19 protein-coding genes are annotated in these 19,101 nt (G+C 53.8%); 7 read left to right on the top strand and 12 right to left on the bottom strand.

Annotated features, from left to right (window positions below):
- Window positions 1–11: 11 nt before the first annotated feature.
- Genes miaA through ADINL_RS05790 form a run of 5 tightly spaced genes read right to left on the bottom strand, consistent with a single transcriptional unit; the run spans window position 12 to window position 6,204 of the window.
- Window positions 12–953 (bottom strand): tRNA (adenosine(37)-N6)-dimethylallyltransferase MiaA, encoded by a 942-nt coding sequence (miaA, locus tag ADINL_RS05810; protein WP_338036392.1) that lies wholly within the window; start codon window positions 951–953, stop codon window positions 12–14.
- The gene (mutL, locus tag ADINL_RS05805) at window positions 943–2,802 is read right to left on the bottom strand and encodes a DNA mismatch repair endonuclease MutL (protein WP_036544790.1); all 1,860 of its coding nucleotides are present in this window, start codon (window positions 2,800–2,802) and stop codon (window positions 943–945) included. Before mutL ends, miaA begins: the two co-directional genes overlap by 11 nt.
- The gene (locus ADINL_RS05800; RefSeq protein ID WP_036544786.1) at window positions 2,802–4,211 is read right to left on the bottom strand and encodes an N-acetylmuramoyl-L-alanine amidase; all 1,410 of its coding nucleotides are present in this window, start codon (window positions 4,209–4,211) and stop codon (window positions 2,802–2,804) included. The genes mutL and ADINL_RS05800 overlap by 1 nt, the downstream gene beginning before the upstream one ends.
- A 9-nt stretch (window positions 4,212–4,220) precedes the next feature.
- Complete coding sequence (gene tsaE / locus ADINL_RS05795) at window positions 4,221–4,715, bottom strand: tRNA (adenosine(37)-N6)-threonylcarbamoyltransferase complex ATPase subunit type 1 TsaE (RefSeq protein ID WP_036544784.1); 495 nt, start codon at window positions 4,713–4,715, stop codon at window positions 4,221–4,223.
- Window positions 4,687–6,204 (bottom strand): NAD(P)H-hydrate dehydratase, encoded by a 1,518-nt coding sequence (locus tag ADINL_RS05790; protein WP_338036391.1) that lies wholly within the window; start codon window positions 6,202–6,204, stop codon window positions 4,687–4,689. The genes tsaE and ADINL_RS05790 overlap by 29 nt, the downstream gene beginning before the upstream one ends.
- A 35-nt stretch (window positions 6,205–6,239) precedes the next feature.
- On the opposite strand from ADINL_RS05790, the gene queG reads away from it, so the two are divergent.
- Window positions 6,240–7,376, top strand: a complete 1,137-nt coding sequence (gene queG / locus ADINL_RS05785) for a tRNA epoxyqueuosine(34) reductase QueG (RefSeq protein WP_051632593.1) — start codon at window positions 6,240–6,242, stop codon at window positions 7,374–7,376.
- Here the strand turns inward: queG and orn are convergent.
- Window positions 7,330–7,872 (bottom strand): oligoribonuclease, encoded by a 543-nt coding sequence (gene orn, locus ADINL_RS05780; RefSeq protein WP_036544782.1) that lies wholly within the window; start codon window positions 7,870–7,872, stop codon window positions 7,330–7,332. The two genes, queG and orn, sit on opposite strands and share 47 nt — an antisense overlap.
- A 134-nt stretch (window positions 7,873–8,006) precedes the next feature.
- Here orn and rsgA point away from each other — a divergent pair, with 134 nt between their 5' ends.
- The 4 genes from rsgA to ygfZ are packed head-to-tail and all read left to right on the top strand — an operon-like array spanning window position 8,007 to window position 12,629.
- The gene (gene rsgA / locus ADINL_RS05775; RefSeq protein ID WP_036544780.1) at window positions 8,007–9,032 is read left to right on the top strand and encodes a small ribosomal subunit biogenesis GTPase RsgA; all 1,026 of its coding nucleotides are present in this window, start codon (window positions 8,007–8,009) and stop codon (window positions 9,030–9,032) included.
- Between the two features lie 34 nt (window positions 9,033–9,066).
- A complete protein-coding gene (locus ADINL_RS05770; RefSeq protein ID WP_036544777.1) occupies window positions 9,067–10,695 on the top strand; it encodes an HDOD domain-containing protein in 1,629 nt (542 codons plus the stop codon).
- Window positions 10,692–11,555 (top strand): archaetidylserine decarboxylase, encoded by an 864-nt coding sequence (gene asd, locus ADINL_RS05765; RefSeq protein ID WP_036544775.1) that lies wholly within the window; start codon window positions 10,692–10,694, stop codon window positions 11,553–11,555. The genes ADINL_RS05770 and asd overlap by 4 nt, the downstream gene beginning before the upstream one ends.
- A gap of 30 nt (window positions 11,556–11,585) precedes the next feature.
- A complete protein-coding gene (gene ygfZ, locus ADINL_RS05760; protein ID WP_051632592.1) occupies window positions 11,586–12,629 on the top strand; it encodes a CAF17-like 4Fe-4S cluster assembly/insertion protein YgfZ in 1,044 nt (347 codons plus the stop codon).
- Window positions 12,630–12,633: 4 nt separating this feature from the next.
- Here ygfZ and ung read toward each other — a convergent pair whose 3' ends face one another.
- The 6 genes from ung to ADINL_RS05730 all read right to left on the bottom strand — a co-directional run bounded on the left by ung (window position 12,634) and on the right by ADINL_RS05730 (window position 17,487).
- On the bottom strand, window positions 12,634–13,323 hold the full coding sequence (gene ung, locus ADINL_RS05755; protein ID WP_036544773.1) for a uracil-DNA glycosylase: 690 nt from the start codon (window positions 13,321–13,323) through the stop codon (window positions 12,634–12,636).
- Between the two features lie 24 nt (window positions 13,324–13,347).
- Complete coding sequence (gene lysS, locus ADINL_RS05750; RefSeq protein ID WP_036544771.1) at window positions 13,348–14,850, bottom strand: lysine--tRNA ligase; 1,503 nt, start codon at window positions 14,848–14,850, stop codon at window positions 13,348–13,350.
- A gap of 42 nt (window positions 14,851–14,892) precedes the next feature.
- Window positions 14,893–15,987 carry a peptide chain release factor 2 gene (gene prfB / locus ADINL_RS05745; protein WP_036544769.1) on the bottom strand — a complete coding sequence of 365 codons (1,095 nt, stop codon included), beginning with the start codon at window positions 15,985–15,987 and terminating at the stop codon, window positions 14,893–14,895.
- A gap of 138 nt (window positions 15,988–16,125) precedes the next feature.
- Window positions 16,126–16,560 carry a c-type cytochrome gene (locus ADINL_RS05740; protein WP_051632591.1) on the bottom strand — a complete coding sequence of 145 codons (435 nt, stop codon included), beginning with the start codon at window positions 16,558–16,560 and terminating at the stop codon, window positions 16,126–16,128.
- Window positions 16,561–16,630: 70 nt separating this feature from the next.
- The gene (fldB, locus tag ADINL_RS05735; protein ID WP_239644339.1) at window positions 16,631–17,161 is read right to left on the bottom strand and encodes a flavodoxin FldB; all 531 of its coding nucleotides are present in this window, start codon (window positions 17,159–17,161) and stop codon (window positions 16,631–16,633) included.
- Entirely contained in the window at window positions 17,158–17,487 is a 330-nt protein-coding gene (locus ADINL_RS05730; RefSeq protein ID WP_036544768.1) for a phasin family protein, read from the bottom strand. Before ADINL_RS05730 ends, fldB begins: the two co-directional genes overlap by 4 nt.
- Before the next feature lie 288 nt (window positions 17,488–17,775).
- Here ADINL_RS05730 and ADINL_RS05725 point away from each other — a divergent pair, with 288 nt between their 5' ends.
- Window positions 17,776–18,576 carry a tetratricopeptide repeat protein gene (locus ADINL_RS05725; protein WP_036544766.1) on the top strand — a complete coding sequence of 267 codons (801 nt, stop codon included), beginning with the start codon at window positions 17,776–17,778 and terminating at the stop codon, window positions 18,574–18,576.
- 63 nt (window positions 18,577–18,639) lie between these two features.
- Window positions 18,640–19,101, top strand: a complete 462-nt coding sequence (locus ADINL_RS05720) for an RDD family protein (RefSeq protein WP_051632590.1) — start codon at window positions 18,640–18,642, stop codon at window positions 19,099–19,101.

Raw genomic sequence — 19,101 nt, 5'->3', positions numbered from 1 at the left:
AAACCATAGCATTATATAACGTTACCCTCTATCAACTTCAAGCTATCTCTGAGCATATCGCGCTTATCTTGGGATAAGCGATGCAAATCAGGCCAGCTTCGCAACCAGGTATACTGGCGTTTTGCCAACTGCCGCGTTGCCACAATCGCCTTGTCACACATTTGCTCATGGCTGAGCCGGCCTTCCAGGTACTGCCACATCTGCCGATAACCGACACAGCGAATCGACGGCAACCCCTCATGCAGATCACCGCGCTGATACAAGGACATCACCTCTGTTTCAAACCCAGCTTCCAGCATCAACTGAAAACGCTGTGCGATACGCTGATGCAACCAGGCTCGATCATCTGGCATCAACCCCAGACACAGCACCCGGTAAGGTAGTGCTGAAACAGCCTGTGCTTGCCAGTGCTCCGACAAAGACCGCCCCGTCAACAGATAGACTTCCAGAGCACGCTGCACACGCTGGGTATCCGTAGGATGTAATCGCTGCGCTGATTCAGGGTCAACCTGCTGTAACTGCACATGCAACTGCTCGATACCCTCTGCCGCAATACGCGCCTCCAACTCGGCACGCAGTTGTGGATCAGACACGGGCAAATCCGCCAAACCTTTCAACAGCGCATTGAAATACATCATGGTGCCACCGACCAGCAGGGGCAAACGCCCCTGAGCATGCGACTGCTCAATAGACTGCAAGGCATCGTTCCGAAATTCAGCAGCTGAGTAGCTCTGTGATGGATCAAGAATATTAACTAACGCATGCGGGTAGCGTGACAGGGTATCCGCATCCGGCTTGGCTGTACCGATATCCATGCCTCGATAAATCAGTGCCGAGTCCACACTGATCAGATCTACCGGCAACTGATCAGCAAGCTGTATTGCCAGGTCAGTCTTGCCCGAGGCCGTAGGCCCCATCAGGCAGACCACCAAAGGTTGAGTGTTATTGTCCACGAAGAAACAACTTATCCAGTTCATTCATACTGAGGCATACCCAGGTTGGCCGGCCATGATTACATTGACCACTGCGCTCAGTCTGCTCCATATCCCGCAGCAGGGCGTTCATTTCAGCCAAGGTCAACTGACGATTGGCCCGCACAGCACCATGACAGGCCATCGTACCCAGCAACTCATTAATATGATTTTCTATGCGCTGACTGCTGCCCAGCTCAGACAGGTCCGACAACACATCCCGCACCAACTGCGGCACATCGGACTTTGCCAGGTAAACCGGCACCTCTCGGATAGCCAGTGCCTCGTCCCCCATACGCTGCAACGAGAAGCCTAAGCGGGCGAACACGTCAGCCTGCTCCTCAGCCAGATCCGCTTCACGGCTACTGACAGTCAGGCTGACCGGCACCAGCAACGGCTGACTGCGCAACCGCTCTTCGGTCAAAGCCTGTTTCATACGCTCATAGACAATCCGCTCATGTGCAGCATGCATGTCTACCAGGATCAGTCCCTGCGCACTTTGTGACAGGATATACACGCCATGCAGCTGCGCCAGAGCGAACCCCAGGGGTGGCGTGCCATCCGCTGGCGTTTCCGGCAACACAGCTTCGTCACGCACCCCCATGGGCGGTGATACCGGATACTCCCGCGCCAGGGGTTCACGCGGATAGAGCTGTGCGTACTGTTCTATCTGACGCTGCACAGCCCCTGCGGGTACCGACTGGGGCGGCAGATGAAAACGGTTTTGCTCATAGGATTGCACGGGCTGTCCTGCTGGCACAGACGGAGCTGATACAGCTGATTCCATCACACTGGCAGGCGTCATCTGCGCAATCACCCGATGCAGGGAGCGATAAATAAAATCATGTACCAAACGACTTTCACGAAAGCGCACTTCGTGTTTTGTCGGGTGAACATTCACATCCACCAGCGTAGGATCCAGCTCCAGATAGAGTACAAACGCCGGATGACGGCCATTGAAGAGCACATCCTGATATGCCTGGCGCACGGCGTGACTGACGACTTTGTCCTTGATAATACGACCGTTGACAAAGAAATACTGCTGATCAGCCTGACTACGTGAATGCGTCGGCTGAGTAATCCAGCCATGCAGACGCAAACCTGATGCCTCAGCTGCCATATCCACCACCAGCGCATGCTCTATAAAGGGCTGCCCCAGCAGCAGGGACAAACGTCTCTCACGCTCCAGTTCAGACATCGCCGGACGCAATTGATAGAGCGTGCGGGCATTGTGTGCCAGGGTAAAGCTGACATCAAAACGACTCAACGCCAAACGCCGCACCACCTCTTCCAGGTGATTGAGTTCGGTCTTTTCTGTACGCAAGAATTTTCGCCGTGCAGGCGTGTTAAAAAACAGATCACGCACTTCCACTGTACTGCCCGGCGGATGTGCGGCGGGTGCCAGAGTCGGCGCCATATCACGCCCTTCAACACTGACCGACCAGGCCTCTGACTGATCAGGGGGCCTGGAAGTCAGGGTCAGGCGTGATACTGAACTGATACTGGCCAAGGCCTCACCACGAAACCCCAGACTCATCACTGCCTCAAGATCTTCCAGCGCAGCAATTTTGGAAGTGGCATGACGGCTCAGCGCCAACGGCAAGTCATCCTTGTGGATACCACCACCATCATCTCTCAGACGGATCAGACGTACGCCACCCTGTTCCACCTCAAGCGAAATAGAACGCGCACCAGCATCCAGGCTGTTTTCCAGCAACTCTTTGACGACTGATGCAGGGCGTTCTACGACCTCACCGGCAGCAATCTGGTTGGCTAACTGTGGAGACAGTAAACGTATGGGTGTATGCACGAGCGAATTCGATGTTTGCATTAACCTGCGGGAATCCTTAAAACCTGACCGACACGAATCCGATCACCATTAATCTGATTGGCGGCACGTAACGCAGACACAGAGACGCCATTGCGCACGGCAATTACAGAGAGTGTATCCCCTGGCTGAACCCGATGCGTCCGAGCGCCGCCGGCCACCTGAGTTCCACCCTGACTTTTACGCCAGGCGATCCAGGTCATATCAGGCGGTTTCTGCCAGAAATAATCCTGAACACCTTGGAAAATGGCACGCGCCATACGCTGCTGATAGGCTGCTGTACGCAACTGCGCTTCTTCCTGAGGATTGGTAATAAAACCGGTTTCGATCAGTATCGAAGGGACATCCGGTGAGCGGAGTACCGCAAAGTTGGCCATTTCAACTTCAGGCTTATGCATCCGCGCAAACTGCCCTATATTACGATGAATAATCCCGGCGACTTCACGACTGCCCGTGCGGCTTGCAGTCATGGACATATCCAGCAGCACACTGGCCAGCACGGCATCTTTGTCCTCCAGACTGACACTTCCAACACCACCAATTAGATCGGAACTGTTTTCCCGACTGGCCAGCCAACGTCCCATTTCACTACTGGCCCCCCGTTCAGACAATACCCAGACCGAAGCACCACGCGCAGTGGGTGTTTTCCAGCCATCCGCGTGAATGGAAACAAACAGATCAGCGTTGGCCTGGCGCGCTCTGAGCACTCGATTGCGCAAGCTGATAAAATAATCGCCATCACGAATCAGTACAGCCTTATAGCCCTGTTCAGCATCAATAATACGTTTCAGCTCGCGCGCAATGGCCAGCACCACATCCTTTTCACGGGTACCATTCGGCCCCACAGCACCAGGATCCTCACCACCATGCCCAGCATCGATCGCAATGACAATATCACGCAACTGTCCCATGCCATTGGCTGGCGGCGAGGAAACAGCTGCAGGTTCAGCTACTGAATCCGAGGCTGATGAAGATGTCGTTGTGGTTGTAGTGACCGCTGAGCTCGGAGCAGGGTTTTCCAGATCAATCACCAGGCGGTGCCCATATTGATCATTCGGCGGCAAATCAAAGCTTTTGGGACGAACACGGGATTTCAGATCCAGCACGATACGCAAGGTGCCGTCACTGTGACTGTGACGAATATTGGCAACCGGGCTTTCATCCAGCGTCAGATGGGCAAAATCGGTTCTCAAACGGGTATTGGTTACATCGATAACAACCCGATCCGGCCCCTCAAGTGCAAACAGGCGATGTTCTACCGGGCCACTGAGGTCAAACACCAGACGTGTGTTATCCGGTGCCAGCCACGAGCGCACACCCTGTATTTCAGCACTGGCAAACACCGATACCGGGAACAGGCCAGTCAGCAACAGCAGAAGCCCCAACCAGAGGCTGCGAGTATTTACTTTCACAATACGCGCTTACCCATTCAATTTATTTACTATTCTATCGGCAATCATACACCCTTTTTGAGTGTTTTTTGACCATTTTATCATTCGACCCGGATTTTTTTCACTGAATGACAGCTCCAGATCAGCCCGAGGCAACACCCCTTCACCCCGTTCAGGCCATTCAATCAGGCACAAGGCCTGCTGATCAAAGTAGTCGCGTATACCCAGGTACTCCAGCTCTTCCGGATCCCCAAGCCGATATAAATCAAAGTGATAAACCATCACCAACGGAAACTCATACGGCTCCACCAAGGTATAGGTAGGACTTTTGACCGCACCCTGATGTCCCCAATAAGCCATCACACCACGGCATAGAGTGGTTTTTCCCATGCCCAGATTACCGTGCAAAAAAATTACAGCCCCTTCGGAGCCAACTGCTTCAGCCAGCAACCGACCAAAACTGACGGTTGCCTGATCATCAGGCAGATACAGACTGTCAGACAAGGATGGACTCCTCTTTGTCATTTAATACATAACGCAACAGTGTCAGCAGGTCCGTTGCCAGCAAGCCTCGCTCGCCCTGCTGACGGGCACAAAGATCAGCTGCCTGGGCATGTGCATAGACACCCAGTCGGGCAGCATCGACCGGTTTCAGTCCCTGCGCCATCAGCGCGCCGATTATGCCTGACAACACATCGCCCATGCCACCACTGGCCATACCCGGATTGCCACCACTGCAGAGATGAATCACGTCACCATCAAAGGTGAGCGTTCCCGCGCCTTTCAAAACCACCACGCCGCCATAGCGCTGCTGCAGACTGCGCACAGCAGAAAATCGGCCCTGCTGCACCTCATCCACACTCCATCCCAGCAGACGTGCGGCCTCTCCTGGATGCGGCGTAATCACACGCCGGGCATGTGCAACCGAATGAGATGGCAAATAGGCCAACGCATCCGCATCCAGCACCTGTGGTACGGAAGCGCTCAGCACGACTTGCATGATTTGATCACTCCAGGCGCTACTGCCAAGACCAGGCCCAGCCACCAACACATCTGCACGCGGCAATAATGCCTGTAACGCATGACCCGACACCACACCCTGGACCATCAACTCCGGCTGCCGGACCAGTGCCGCAGACACATGCTCCGGGCGAGTTGCCAGGGATACCAGACCGGCACCTGAACGAGCCGCACTCTGCGCAGCCATCAGCGCCGCCCCGCCCATACCCAGGCCGCCCCCGACCACCAGCACATGTCCGCAATGCCCCTTATGGGCCGAACGCGGGCGTGCAGGAAGCAGCTCACGCAGATCTTCCTGCTCGGTTCGAAACACACTGACCGGCACACGCTCATAGAGTTCATCCGGCACACGCAAACTGTCAAAATACAGCTGACCACAGTGGTCAACACCCGCATGCGTCAGCAACCCCTGTTTCACGCCAATAAATGTCAGTGTCAGGGTAGCCTGTACAGCAACACCTAACACCTGGCCTGTATCACTGCAAAGTCCTGAAGGGATATCCACAGCCACAACCGGGCGCGCCTGATGATTGAGCCTGATTATCAAATCGCGAACAGGGCCACGTACCTCTCCGCTAATACCTGTACCCAACATCGCATCGATAATCACTTCGCCCGACAGCTCCTGATGACCCGTCCAGGGCTGCGCCGTCACGCCGACAGCTTCAGCCCAACGCCAGGCATCCAGCGCTTCACCCTGAAGCTGTTCAACAAAGGGAGACTGTCCAAGCGTCAGTACCTGCACCTGCAAGCCTTGCTGCTGCGCCAGCCCCGCCACGATCAGACCATCTCCACCATTATTGCCGGTACCGCACAACACCGTGAGACTGCGCACTCCTGGCCAGTGCTGTAACAACAGCGAAAACACTGCGTGCCCTGCCCGCTGCATCAAACGGAACCCGGGTATGCCAAACACATCGGTCGCCAAACGATCCAGCGCACGCGACTGCTCAGCCGTGTATACTGTGGCTGGCAAGGTGGCTCGTGTCATCATGCTTTTTCTCCTTAACTGATGACTCCTATTCTGGCATGCCAAGCGAACAGAGCAAGCAAAATTCAACTCCACCCAGCACAGAGGATCTGGCCACTCTGGCGCTAAAGATTAAACACTGGGCCAAGGAGTTTGGCTTTCAGCAATGTGCCATCACCGGGACAGACCTGTCCGCTGAGGCTGAAGGGCTGGATCAGTGGCTGGAACAGGGAATGCAAGGCGAGATGCACTGGCTGGCAGAACACCGGGAGAAACGCCTGGATGCCAGTCAATTGCTCCCCGGCACCCAACGGATTATCAGTCTGCGCATGGATTACCTGCCGCCGGATGTGCAGACCCTGCACATTCTGAACAACCCGGACAAGGCCTACATCGCCCGCTATACACTGGGTCGAGACTATCACAAGCTGATGCGCAACCGCCTGAAACAGCTCGGATTACGCATCAATCAGGAGCTACAGCAGGACAGCATCTTCCGCCCCTTTGTCGACAGCGCTCCGGTTCTGGAGCGACCCTTGGCTCGCAATGCAGGGCTGGGCTGGATTGGTAAACATACCCTGCTGCTCAATCGCCAGGCAGGCTCCTGGTTCTTTCTCGGAGAACTGTTCATCAACCTGCCCTTGCCATTGGATAGTCCGCAGCAGGAGAGTCACTGTGGCAAATGTACAGCTTGTCTGGATGTCTGTCCGACCCAGGCATTTCCGAGACCCTATGTACTGGATGCTCGCCGCTGCATTTCTTACCTGACTATTGAAAACAAAGGCAGCATCCCGGTATCGCTGCGCAGTGCGATCGGCAATCGTATTTTTGGCTGTGATGATTGCCAACTGGTTTGCCCCTGGAACCGCTTTGCCAAACACAGCCAGGAAGACGATTTCAAACCTCGCCATCAGCTCGATGATATTGAGCTATTGACCCTGTTTCGCTGGGATGAGGCCACCTTTCTCAAACGCACTGAAGGCTCAGCTATTCGTCGTACTGGCTTTATCGGCTGGCAACGCAACCTGGCTGTTGCGCTGGGTAACAGTCGAGGCGGAAGTGACGTTGAACAGGCACTAGAACAACGCCTGCAACACGCAGATTGTCCGGATATGCTGCGTGAGCATATCCAGTGGGCTCTGCAGCAACTTAGAGGCGAAACAGGTGGCGACGGTAGTGACGCAGCTCTTCAATAGAGTCACGAATATCATCCAGCGCCAGATGAGCGCCTTTCTTTTTCAGACCCTCCATAATGGCAGGCTTCCAGCGTTTAGCCAGCTCCTTGATGGTACTGACATCAATGTTGCGATAATGAAAGTGGGCTTCCAGCTCAGGCATATACTTCACCAGAAAGCGTCGATCCTGACCAATGCTGTTGCCGCACATGGGTGAGATGCCTTTATCACTGTATTGACGCAAAAACGACAGCATCTGCTGCTCGGCTTCTGCCTCAGTAGTACGGCTCTCGCGAACCCGTGCTGTCAAACCCGACTGGCCATGCTGACGGGTACACCACTCATCCATTTGCGCCAGCAGGCTGTCCGGCTGATGCACCGTAATCACCGGACTTTCTGCCAGAGGATTCAGATCCGCATCTGTCACAATGGCGGCCATCTCGATAATGCGATCCTTTTCCGGGTCGAGCCCCGTCATTTCCAGATCAATCCAAAGCAAGGCATGCTGACGTGGCATCCACTCTTCTCCCCTGTGTAGGCTGTCATTGACTGACTGAATTAAACTATCTGTATTAAACTTGGCGTATAGAGTACCTTATTCACACAAAAGAACGTAGCCCAACACTTAGCTTCAGGAATCCCGACGCCCCGATGAGCAAACGCAAAGTGACCCGCCGCCAGGCCTGGCGCATCGATAAAATTCAGTCAGAACGTGCCGAGCGGGCACAACGCAGAGAATCACAGATTGAAGAGCAGCTCAGCGGCGGTGAACTGGGGCCGGAGCAGACCGGCCTGGTGATTTCGCACTTCGGCAAACAGGTCGATGTCGAAGCCCTGACGGGTGACATGGCTGGCAATATCGTACGTTGCCATCTGCGCACTCATCTTGGACAGCTGGTGACAGGGGATCAGGTCATCTGGCGCCGCTCACCTGATGGTGGTGTCGTGGTCGCAGTGACACCGAGACGCAGCCAGTTACAACGCCCCAACAACCAGGGCGAGTTAAAGCCTGTTGCCGCTAACATAGACCAGATTATTATCACTCTGGCACCTGAACCCAGAGCCCATGCCAACCTGATTGACCGCTATCTGATTGCCTGCGAACGCTCCGGTATTGAACCGGTACTGCTGCTCAACAAAACAGACCTGATCAATGATGAAAATGCCGCCTGGTTGATGCCGATGCTGGAGATCTATCAGCAAATAGGCTATCGAATACTGCATGCGTCCAGTACGCGGGATGAAAGCCTCGGAGAGCTCAAAGCGCAACTGAATGGCCGCATCAGTGTATTTGTCGGGCAGTCAGGTGTGGGCAAATCCTCACTGGTCAATGCCCTGCTGCCTAGCGTGGATTTGAAAGTAGGCGAACTGTCGGAACAAAGCGGTAAAGGCCGCCATACCACCACGACGGCACGTCTGTTTCACATGCCAGATGGCGGTGATCTGATCGACTCCCCAGGCATACGCGAATTTGCACTTTGGCACATGGATGAAGATGAGGTTCTGGAAGGCTTTGTCGAATTTCGACCTTTTATCGGACACTGCCGTTTCAGGGACTGCCAGCATCTGCAGGAACCTGGCTGCGCCCTGATAGCTGCAGTTGAGCGTGGCGACATTACTGAACAGCGCTTTCGCAGTTACCGCATGATTCTTAACTCCATGCAGGAAACGCTGTAAACTGAATTTTTTAAGCTGACCATCAGAACTGCTTATGCCTCGTCAAATCTTGTCGCCCGTAGGCCTGAACCAATGGCTTGAATTCTTTCAAGACAAAACCCTGCCGGTACGGGCCAGTACTCAGGCACGTTTGCACAAGGCACTGGAGCACCCATCCAGCAATCTGTTGACCCTGGCACCGATTGTCCGCACCGACCCTGTGCTGTGTCTGCATATTACGCGCGCAGCCCAGGCACTGCTGAAGGAGAAAGATGCCAAGCTCGCCAGCCTGGAGCATGCCATACAAACACTCGGGTTTGATCGCGTTCGCGAGGTGCTTGACGCACAACAGCCCTTCCGCCTGAACCCTGGCAGCACACAGCACACCCAGTTCATGCGGGCCGTAGCGGACAGTCATCATGCATCAACCCAGGTAACTGACTGGCTGAGCCAGAAACAGAGCGGCTTTACAGAAGAAGCCCGCCTGGCGTCCTTGCTGTACGGGTTTATCCACTGGCTTGCCTGGCTCTATGCACCACTGCATAAAGAGGCCTATCAACGTAAAGTATTGGAAGAGGGTGTCGACGTAGCCCTGGCCGAGCATGACATTTTTGGCTGTACACTCCAGGAGCTGGGGTTTCGTCTGGCTCAGCGATGGAACCTGCCATCCCTCACGATTGAAGCACTCAGCCACGACACCTCTCCCAGCTCAGACCTGCTCAACAAGCTTCATCTGAAAGCCATGGGCGATCCCAGACTGACAGGCGATCCACTGCGAGAAATCAACCATTTTTTGCAGCAGCCATTTTTCGCCGTAAAACTGTCCAACTGGCTGGCACTCACGGTCACCCGGGGCTGGAACACGCCCAAGGCTCACCGCCTGCTGGAGGTGATCAGCGACTACCTGCGACTCGACAGCCACACTGCACTGGCTCGACTGCACAGCCAATGTGCCGAATCGGCACGGCAATATCACCTGCCCGGTGTACTGTCGCCGGCAGCGGAGATGCTGTTTATTCCGTCCCGCCAACCCACTCCCGGATTACTCCGCGAAGCGGAACGTCAGCAGCTACATGACACAGCACCTGCCGTCTGCCTGTCACAGGCGCCTCCAGCACGTCCACAGACCACACCCGGCAGCGCCCCGATTGAACTGCTGAACGATTTCAAAGACAAGGGCCAGTTTGAACGCTGTGTAGAACAGCTACGCCAGCCAGCATCTTCGACCAAACCGGCCCTGCTCTTGCAGCTGCTTCTAAAAGGACTTCATGAAGGACTGGGATTGAATCGGGTCTGCATCCTGCAACGTAACCCTGGCAAACATCAGTTGAAGACCCTGTTGAGTACAGGGTTTGATTCAGGCCACTTGATGACCCGCTATGAAAACAATCTGGAAATTCCCAGCCTGTTTAAACGTATGTGCGATAAGCCAACCTGCGTCTGGTACAATAGTCGTACCTATGAACGGCTGCAGCCATTACTGCCGGCTGACTTTGAAGCCTGTCTGCCAACACATGACTGGCTGATGATGTCGTTATTTGATCAACACGGTGCCATTGCCCTGGTCTATGCAGACATGGGCGAACAGTCACCGCCGATCACCGAGTTTTATTCTGAACGCTTTCGTTTCCTGGGGGCATCCACCGCCCAGGCATTGAAACACTTAACACAGGTATCACCGTGAAAAATCGTCTTTTTATTCTGTTTCAACTTCTGGTTCCTCAACACCTGCTGTCACGCCTGGTCGGACAACTGGCAGACTGCCGCACACCCTGGATCAAGAACAGATTTATCAGCTGGTTTCAACGTCAATACCAGATCAACATGCAGGAAGCTGTAGAAGAAAATCCGCTGGCATATCCAAACTTTAATGCGTTCTTCACGCGTGCACTCAAACCTGACGCCCGCCCGATTGACCAGGACCCGGACACCCTGGTATCACCAGCAGACGGCGCCATCAGTCAGTTGGGTCGAATTGAATACGGGCGTATTTTCCAGGCCAAAGGACGCAGCTATTCGCTGACAACCCTGTTGGGCGGAGATGCAGCTCGTGCAGAACCTTTTATAAATGGCGCGTTTGCCACCATCTACCTGTCACCCCGAGACTACCATCGGGTACACATGCCGATCAGTGGTGTGTTACGTGAAACCGTCTATGTGCCCGGTGATCTCTGGTCCGTCAATCAGGTGACTGCAGAAGGTGTTGACCAGCTATTTGCACGCAATGAGCGCCTGGTGGCACTGTTCGATACCGAAGTCGGACCTATGGCCATGGTACTGGTGGGCGCCATGATTGTGGCCGGTATCGAAGTGGTGTGGCAGGGGCAGGTTGCTCCGCCCCTGAAAGCCCCGCAAGTTTTGGGCAAACGCTATGAAGAGCAGATCACCCTGACACGTGGTGAAGAGATGGGACGCTTCAAACTGGGATCCACGGTCATCCTGCTGTTCGGTGAAGACGCGCTCAACTGGCGCACGGATCTGCAAGCCGGAAGCCCGGTGACGCTAGGCCAGGGCATTGCACAACTGAATCCTCCGAGAGTCTAAACCTGTATTGCGAACGAGGACATGAATATCATGCAGTCACCATGGCAATCACTGACACTTCCCGCACAGTTTGAACTGACAGCTGAAGGCATTACAGGTCCCTTCAATCCAGATACGGCATCCTGCCTCTACACCCCCCTGCTACATCAACAGATGCTGAAAGTAACCGGGACCGATGCCATGACTTTTCTGCAAGGTCAGCTGAGCTGTGACTTGCGAGATGTCATCCGCGAGGGCAGCCGCCTGGGTGCACACTGCAATATCAAAGGTCATATGATCAGCCTGTTCCGGGTGATCGCTCAGGATGAGCAATGCTTCTGGCTCAGGACCCATCAGGGGTTAGCTGAAAAGGCCCTGGCGCAGCTGAAAAAGTACATTATTTTTTCCAAGGCGACTGCCAGTCTTGATACACAGCGATGCGGTATCGGTTTTCAGGGGCCAGGAGCCGCTGAAGTCATCCGCCAGTTCACCGGCCTGTCTGCAGAGCAAATTCCGGAGACCTCCTCAGCAACCTGCATATCCGGACACTGGATACTCTGTTGCATCAGCCCTGGACGCTATGAACTTTGGGGTGAAGCGGACGAGCTCAAACCTCACCTGGCACTGCTGCAATCTGACTCGGCACACCCCATGCCGCTGCAACAGTGGCTACTGGGTGATATTCAAGCAGGCATCCCGGATTTGCGACCCGAAACGTCTGAAGCGTTTATTCCTCAAATGACCAACTTACAGGTATTTGAAGGCGTCAGCTTTCGCAAAGGCTGCTATACGGGGCAAGAGATCGTTACCCGCTTGCAGCACCGCGGACAACTGAAGCGCCCGATGTACCGGGTTCGAGTTCGTTGCGATGAGCGCCCTCTTGCCGGTATGTCACTACACTGTGATGACAAGGAAAATGTCGGGCAGGTGGTACTGGCTGCAGATACTGCCGAGACAGGCGTATTTGAACTGCTGGCGGTGATTCTGAAGGAGCGGGCTGAAAAGGATAGGGTCTGGCTGGCGAACCACTGCCCTGTCGAACATCTGGAGCTGCCCTATACCCTGGATCCGCGCCTGTTCGAGAGCAAACGCTGAGAATTCAGAGCTGTATGGTCGCGGGTAATTGCCAGTTAATCGGCTCCCGCCCGCGTGCTTCCAGCCAGGCGTTGGCCTGACTGAAATGACGACAGCCCAAAAACCCCCGATGTGCAGACAGCGGGGAAGGATGCGGCGCCTTCAGCACCAGGTGCTTGTGCCGGTTAATACCAGCACCCTTCTTTTGCGCATAACTGCCCCAGAGCATAAAGACCACCGCTTCACACTCCTGGTTGACCACATCGATGACACGGTCGGTAAAACTTTCCCAGCCTTGCCCCTGATGCGCATTGGCCTGCCCTTGCTCAACCGTTAATACAGCATTGAGCAGTAATACGCCCTGTGCAGCCCAGGCGTCCAGGAATCCATGGCCGGGAGGCGTGATCCCGAGATCACTCTGGAGTTCTTTATAAATATTCTGCAGCGATGGCGGAATACGCACACCTGGACGGACAGAAAAACACAGCCCATGTGCCTGTCCCTGTTGATGGTAGGGATCCTGCCCCAGAATCACGACACGCACCTGATCCGGAGGTGTCGCTTCCAATGCATGAAACCAGTCAGCAGAGGGTGGAAAAATCACCTTGTGAGCATCTTTCTGAGCACGCAAGTACTGCTTCAAAGCCTGCATATAAGGCTTTTGAAACTCCGCATCCAGATAGGGCTTCCAGGCCGGTGCCTTTTCCAACGCCATCATAACCTCCTGTTCTGCAGAACCTTATCCGCGCGGCCGCATGGCCGGGAACAGGATAACATCCCGTATGGACGGTGAATCGGTGAACAGCATCACCAGACGGTCAATCCCGATACCCTCACCCGCTGTTGGCGGCAGACCATATTCCAGAGCATTGATATAGTCAGCATCAAAATGCATCGCTTCAATATCCCCGGCATCTTTCTCTTCCACCTGACGACGGAAGCGCTCAGCCTGATCTTCCGGATCATTCAACTCCGAGAAGCCATTTGCCAGCTCACGACCACCGACAAAGAACTCAAAACGATCTGTCACATGCGGATTATCGTCATTCAGGCGCGCCAGCGGACTCACCTCTGTCGGATACTCAGTGATAAACGTTGGCTGATCCAGATGATGCTCTACCGTCTTGTCGAAAATCTCCATCTGTACTCGACCCAGACCCCAGTTGTCTTTCAGGTCAATGTGCAAACGCTCAGCGATCTGTCGTGCCGCATACTCATCAGCCAGCGCTTCCGGTTTGATATCCGGGTTGTAGTGAAGAATGGAATCAAACACACTGATGCGACGGAACGGCTGGCTCAGGTCGTATTCGAAACGTTCCAGCACATCACCCTCTTCATTACGCACGGTGTTCACGATGGTCGTCGTACCGAGGATATCGCGCGCCAGGGTCCGCAGCATATCTTCGGTCAGGTCCATCAGATCATGATAATCCGCATAAGCCTGATAGAACTCAATCATGGTAAATTCAGGGTTATGCCGGGTCGACAGGCCTTCATTGCGGAAATTACGGTTAATTTCGAAAACCCGCTCAAAGCCCCCTACTACCAGACGCTTCAGATACAACTCCGGGGCGATACGCAGGTACATATCCAGATCCAGCGCATTATGATGCGTGATAAAAGGACGTGCTGTCGCGCCGCCTGGAATGCCATGCAGCATCGGTGTTTCTGCTTCGATAAAACGACGCGCTGACAGGTACTGACGAATGCCGGACACGATACGAGAACGCATCTCAAACACCCGGCGAGACGAATCATTGGTAATCAGGTCGACATAGCGCTGACGATAGCGCATCTCGGTATCCTGCAATCCCTTGTGCTTTTCCGGCAGTGGGCGCAGGTTTTTGGTCAGTAACTGAAACTCGGCCATATCGACATACAGATCACCCTTACCGGACTTATGCAGCACACCGCGCACCCCGATAATGTCACCCAGATCCACAGACTTGGCAAAACCACGGGCATCCTTGTTGACGTAGAGCTGTACACGGCCGGTCATATCCTGCAGCACCATGAAGGCACCACGATTGAGCATCACACGGCCTGCAACCGCAACACTATTGGCTTCAGCTTCCAGCGTTTCCTTACTCTTGTCACCATGTGCAGCGAGCAGATCAGCCGCATAACTGTCACGCCGAAACCTGTTCGGGAAGGCATGGCCCTGTTCACGCCACTGGCGCAGCTTTTCCCGACGCTCAGCGATCAGGCGGTTTTCATCTTGCGGTTGGTTCACTTCGGACATGAAGATGCTTTCCTAATTCTGTTTCTATCTGTTATCGATTGATCAAAGACCGGCTTTCAAACTCGCCACGATGAACTGATCCAGATCACCGTCCAGTACACGATCACAATTCGAGGTTTGCACACTGGTACGCAGATCCTTGATACGCTGATCATCCAGCACATAGGAACGAATCTGGCTACCCCAGCCGATATCTGCTTTAGAATCCTCAAGTTCCTGTGCCGCTGCGTTACGCTTGAGCATTTCCATCTCATAGAGCTTGGAGCGCAGTTGCTTCATACAGACATCACGGTTTTGATGCTGGGAACGTGCTGACTGACTCTGAACCACAATACCGGAAGGCTCATGGGTAATACGGACTGCGGATTCAGTCCGGTTAACGTGCTGACCACCCGCACCTGACGCACGATACACATCCACGCGCAGATCCGCCGGGTTGATCTCTATTTCAATATTGTCATCAATTTCCGGAGACACAAACACCGATGCAAAGGAAGTATGACGACGGCCACCTGAATCAAAGGGTGATTTACGTACCAGACGATGCACACCGGTTTCAGTGCGCAACCAGCCAAAAGCATACTCACCCTCGAAACGAATGGTGGCACTTTTGATACCCGCAACATCACCATCGGAAACTTCAATCAGCTCGGTTTTGAAGCCCTTGTCCTCACCCCAGCGCAGATACATACGCAGCATCATGTTGGCCCAGTCCTGTGCCTCAGTTCCACCGGAGCCTGCCTGAATATCGACGAAGGCATTGTTGGGATCAGCTTCACCCGAGAACATACGACGGAACTCAAGATCAGCGAGCTGATTACCCAGCACTTCAACTTCTTTGACAACTTCAGCGACCGTGTCTTCATCATTCTCTTCAACGGCCAGATCGAGCAGATCACGCGCATCAGCGACACCACTGGTCAGCTCATCCAGTGTGGTAACGGTATGACTGAGACTGTTACGCTCACGTCCCAGTTGCTGCGCATTTTCCGGATTGTTCCAGACAGCCGGATTCTCAAGCTCACGCTCGACTTCTTCAAGACGCTCACGCTTACCATCATAATCCAGATACCGCTTGAGGACTGCGGTGCGCTCAGCATAGTCTTTGAGGCTGTTAAGAATCGGGTTGATTTCCATTTTAGAACTTAGAACTCCGGGCTGAGGAAAAAAGAGCACTATTCTAACTGATATGCGATAGGGATTGAATGTTCTGTGTGGGCTTTAAACATTGAAGGCCGCAAAGCGGCCTTCAATAGAGATCAAGACGAAACAGGATCAATTACGGAAGTTGTCATGACAGGTGCGACAGGTTTGCCCCATTTGACCAACCGCCGGACGCAATGCCTGCAAGCTACCCTCTTCAGCCGCAACAACCAGCGCACCACTGACTTCCTGGAATCGCTCCATACCGCCCGCAAACTGATCCCAGTTAGACCAGATTTCAGGCTTGGCATCACCACCCAAAGTACCTTCACCAAATCCTTCCTGAGCCATATAGCTCATGGCGTTTACCTGACGAGCATGATGCACGGCAGCATCTGCGTTGAACTCGACATCACCACGCGCCATGGCACCCAGTGAGTCCATATGCCACTTAACCACCTTGAACACCGACTGACGATACTCGACAGATGCTGCAGCATCTGCCAGGGCCATCCCGGAGCCAAACAATAGTGAAGCGGTCAAACAGGTCAGTGCAACTTTCTTCATGAGTATTTCCCTTTTTTTCATTGACAGGCAGCACCATAAACATCAGTGCAAACTAATATAGATTTTTAGTTTACGCATCCTGAAAGGCATTGCAAACATCTGTGAGCCAGTTTTCCAACCGCTCATCGGTCAGTCCTGACTGCCCATCCTCATCCAGCGCCAAACCGACAAAATACTGCTGATCAGGTGTCAGCGCTTTAGACGCGTCAAACGCATACCCCGCCACAGGCCAGTAACCCACCAGCCGGGCGCCTGACTGACGCAACTGGTCATGCAGTAACCCCATGGCATCCTGGAACCATTCACCGTAACCTATCTGGTCACCCAGACCAAACAACGCCACCGTTACGCCCTGGAGATCCAGCTCGGTCAACACATCCCAATGACAGGCCCAGTCTTCCTGCAGCTCACCGAAATCCCAGGTGGGGATACCCATAATCAGGTACCGGTAGCCATCAACAGCCTGAAAACCTTCACGGGCGATGTCATGCAGATGAGCAGTCGGACCCAGTATTGCGACAATTTTTTCAGCGATCTGTTCCGTATTGCCGGTGGTGCTCGCATAGAACACTCCCACCGGCAGGTCTGTTGTCAAATTCACGATTTACCGGCCGTATTATCCAATGAACCTCGTGCCAGTTTTTCCATCGCATCACGCGCATCACGCAATGCTTTCATATTTTGTTCATTGGCAGCACGCAGGGTTTTTTCCAGTTCTTTGGCATACGACTGCTGCAGCTCCATCAGATCAACAGGTGTTTTACACTGTTGCAACTGCTGGGTCTGCTGCATGGTGGCTTCCAGGCACGCCTTGGTGCATTCCATCTGGTGCCGCGTCAAATCTTCCAGCATGCGCGTCTGAATGTTTACGAAGTTTTTAAAAGGCTCCATAGAGTCGCTCATTTGCTTGCTCATATCCTGAAACATAGTCATTCTCCCGGCAAAAACATGAGTTACCGCATTAAATATAAGTGTAACGTTATTTCAGCCTTTTTTCATACTGATCAGTGATCCTGATCACAACCATCGACACGCAATTCACATTACACTCGTCGGTGCCGCCAAAGGCTTTTTTTGATATGATTCGCCGCACCAATAAAAAATACGTTCACCCTGTTGTGTACACAGCAGGGATTTGCTGCTTCTGAGACGGTCGAAACCTCAGGGTGACGGCTATTTGCTATTTATCCCGGTCAAGATGAAAGGTTAGCTTGAATGAAAAAATCTACATTCCTTGCAGCAGCAGGACTTCTGCTGACACTGCAAGTAGGCCAGGTCTCTGCTAACAACCTGCAGAGCGCCAGAAGTGCTATTGAATCTCAGAACTATGCGACTGCTCTGGAGCAGCTGCACCCCCTCGTTCGCGATGGCAATGCCGATGCCAGCAACCTGCTCGGGAAAATGTATGAAAACGGCTGGGGTGTTGAAGCGGATGAAGAAGAAGCCGCACGCCTGTATCGACTGGGCGCCAATCAAGGCCACCTGGATAGCGTTACCAGTTTGAGAGCGCTGCAGAATAAAGCCTATGCGATTGAGTATGCACGCTTACTCCCCCTGGCAGAAGCCGGCAATGCCGAAGCCCAGAATCGCTTGGGAGAAATGCTGGAGTTTGGTCAGGGTGTTGAGCGAGACAAGAACGCCGCTTTCGACTGGTATCAGCTGGCAGCGGATCAGGGCGAAGTGTCCGCCTGGCACAATCTTGGTCGCAGTTACAACTTCGGCACCGGTGTCGAGCAGGATTACGCAGTCGCTGAACAGTGGTACCGTCAGGCAGCCGAGCGCGGCTATACCCAGTCGCTGTTTTTCCTGGGCACACTCTATGCCACTGACCATGGACAGGATCAGAGCTACAGCAGCGACATCATCGCCTACGCCTGGTTACAAAATGCCGCAGACTTGGGAGATCGTACAGCGCGCCCTATCGCTGAACGTCTGCTGCTGAAGCTTGACGCCGACGAGGTAGAAGTCGCCAAGCAGCTGGCAGAACGCTACAAAGCACGCTACATTTCGCAGTAACCACCCCGCCCTGTAGAGCCTCTACAGGGCAACTCTCTGAATGCTTTTGACAGGACCCGCCACATGAAACGCCCCTTTCGCACAGACATCTCTGACATTCGACCCGCTTCACTGGTCAAACGTTTATTGGCGATGCTGTATGATTTCATGCTGATTGTGGCGATCTGGATGATGACAGGCTTTGCCGCCGTCGGACTGAATGATGGTGAAGCGGTTGAAGGACCGCTCTTCAATGCCAGCCTGTTTTGCATCACTTTTCTGTTTTTTGGCTTTTTCTGGACCCGCAATGGTCAAACACTGGGTATGCAGGCCTGGCGCATCCGGGTACAAACTCTGGATGGCTACCGTTTAAGCTGGAGCCGTGCGCTACTGCGCTTTTTGCTGTCTATTCTGTCCTGGATTCCACTTGGCTTGGGCTACCTGTGGATTCTGTTCAATAATGAACGACTGGCCTGGCATGATACCCTGTCGGAAAGCTGCGTCGTACAGCTTCCCAAGACCAAGAAAAAGCCAACCACAGACTGA

This window comes from Nitrincola lacisaponensis, from assembly GCF_000691225.1.
Lineage (GTDB): Bacteria > Pseudomonadota > Gammaproteobacteria > Pseudomonadales > Balneatricaceae > Nitrincola > Nitrincola lacisaponensis.
The sequence above is the reverse complement of the archived record's forward strand: the minus strand, read 5'-3'. Positions and strand labels throughout refer to the sequence as shown.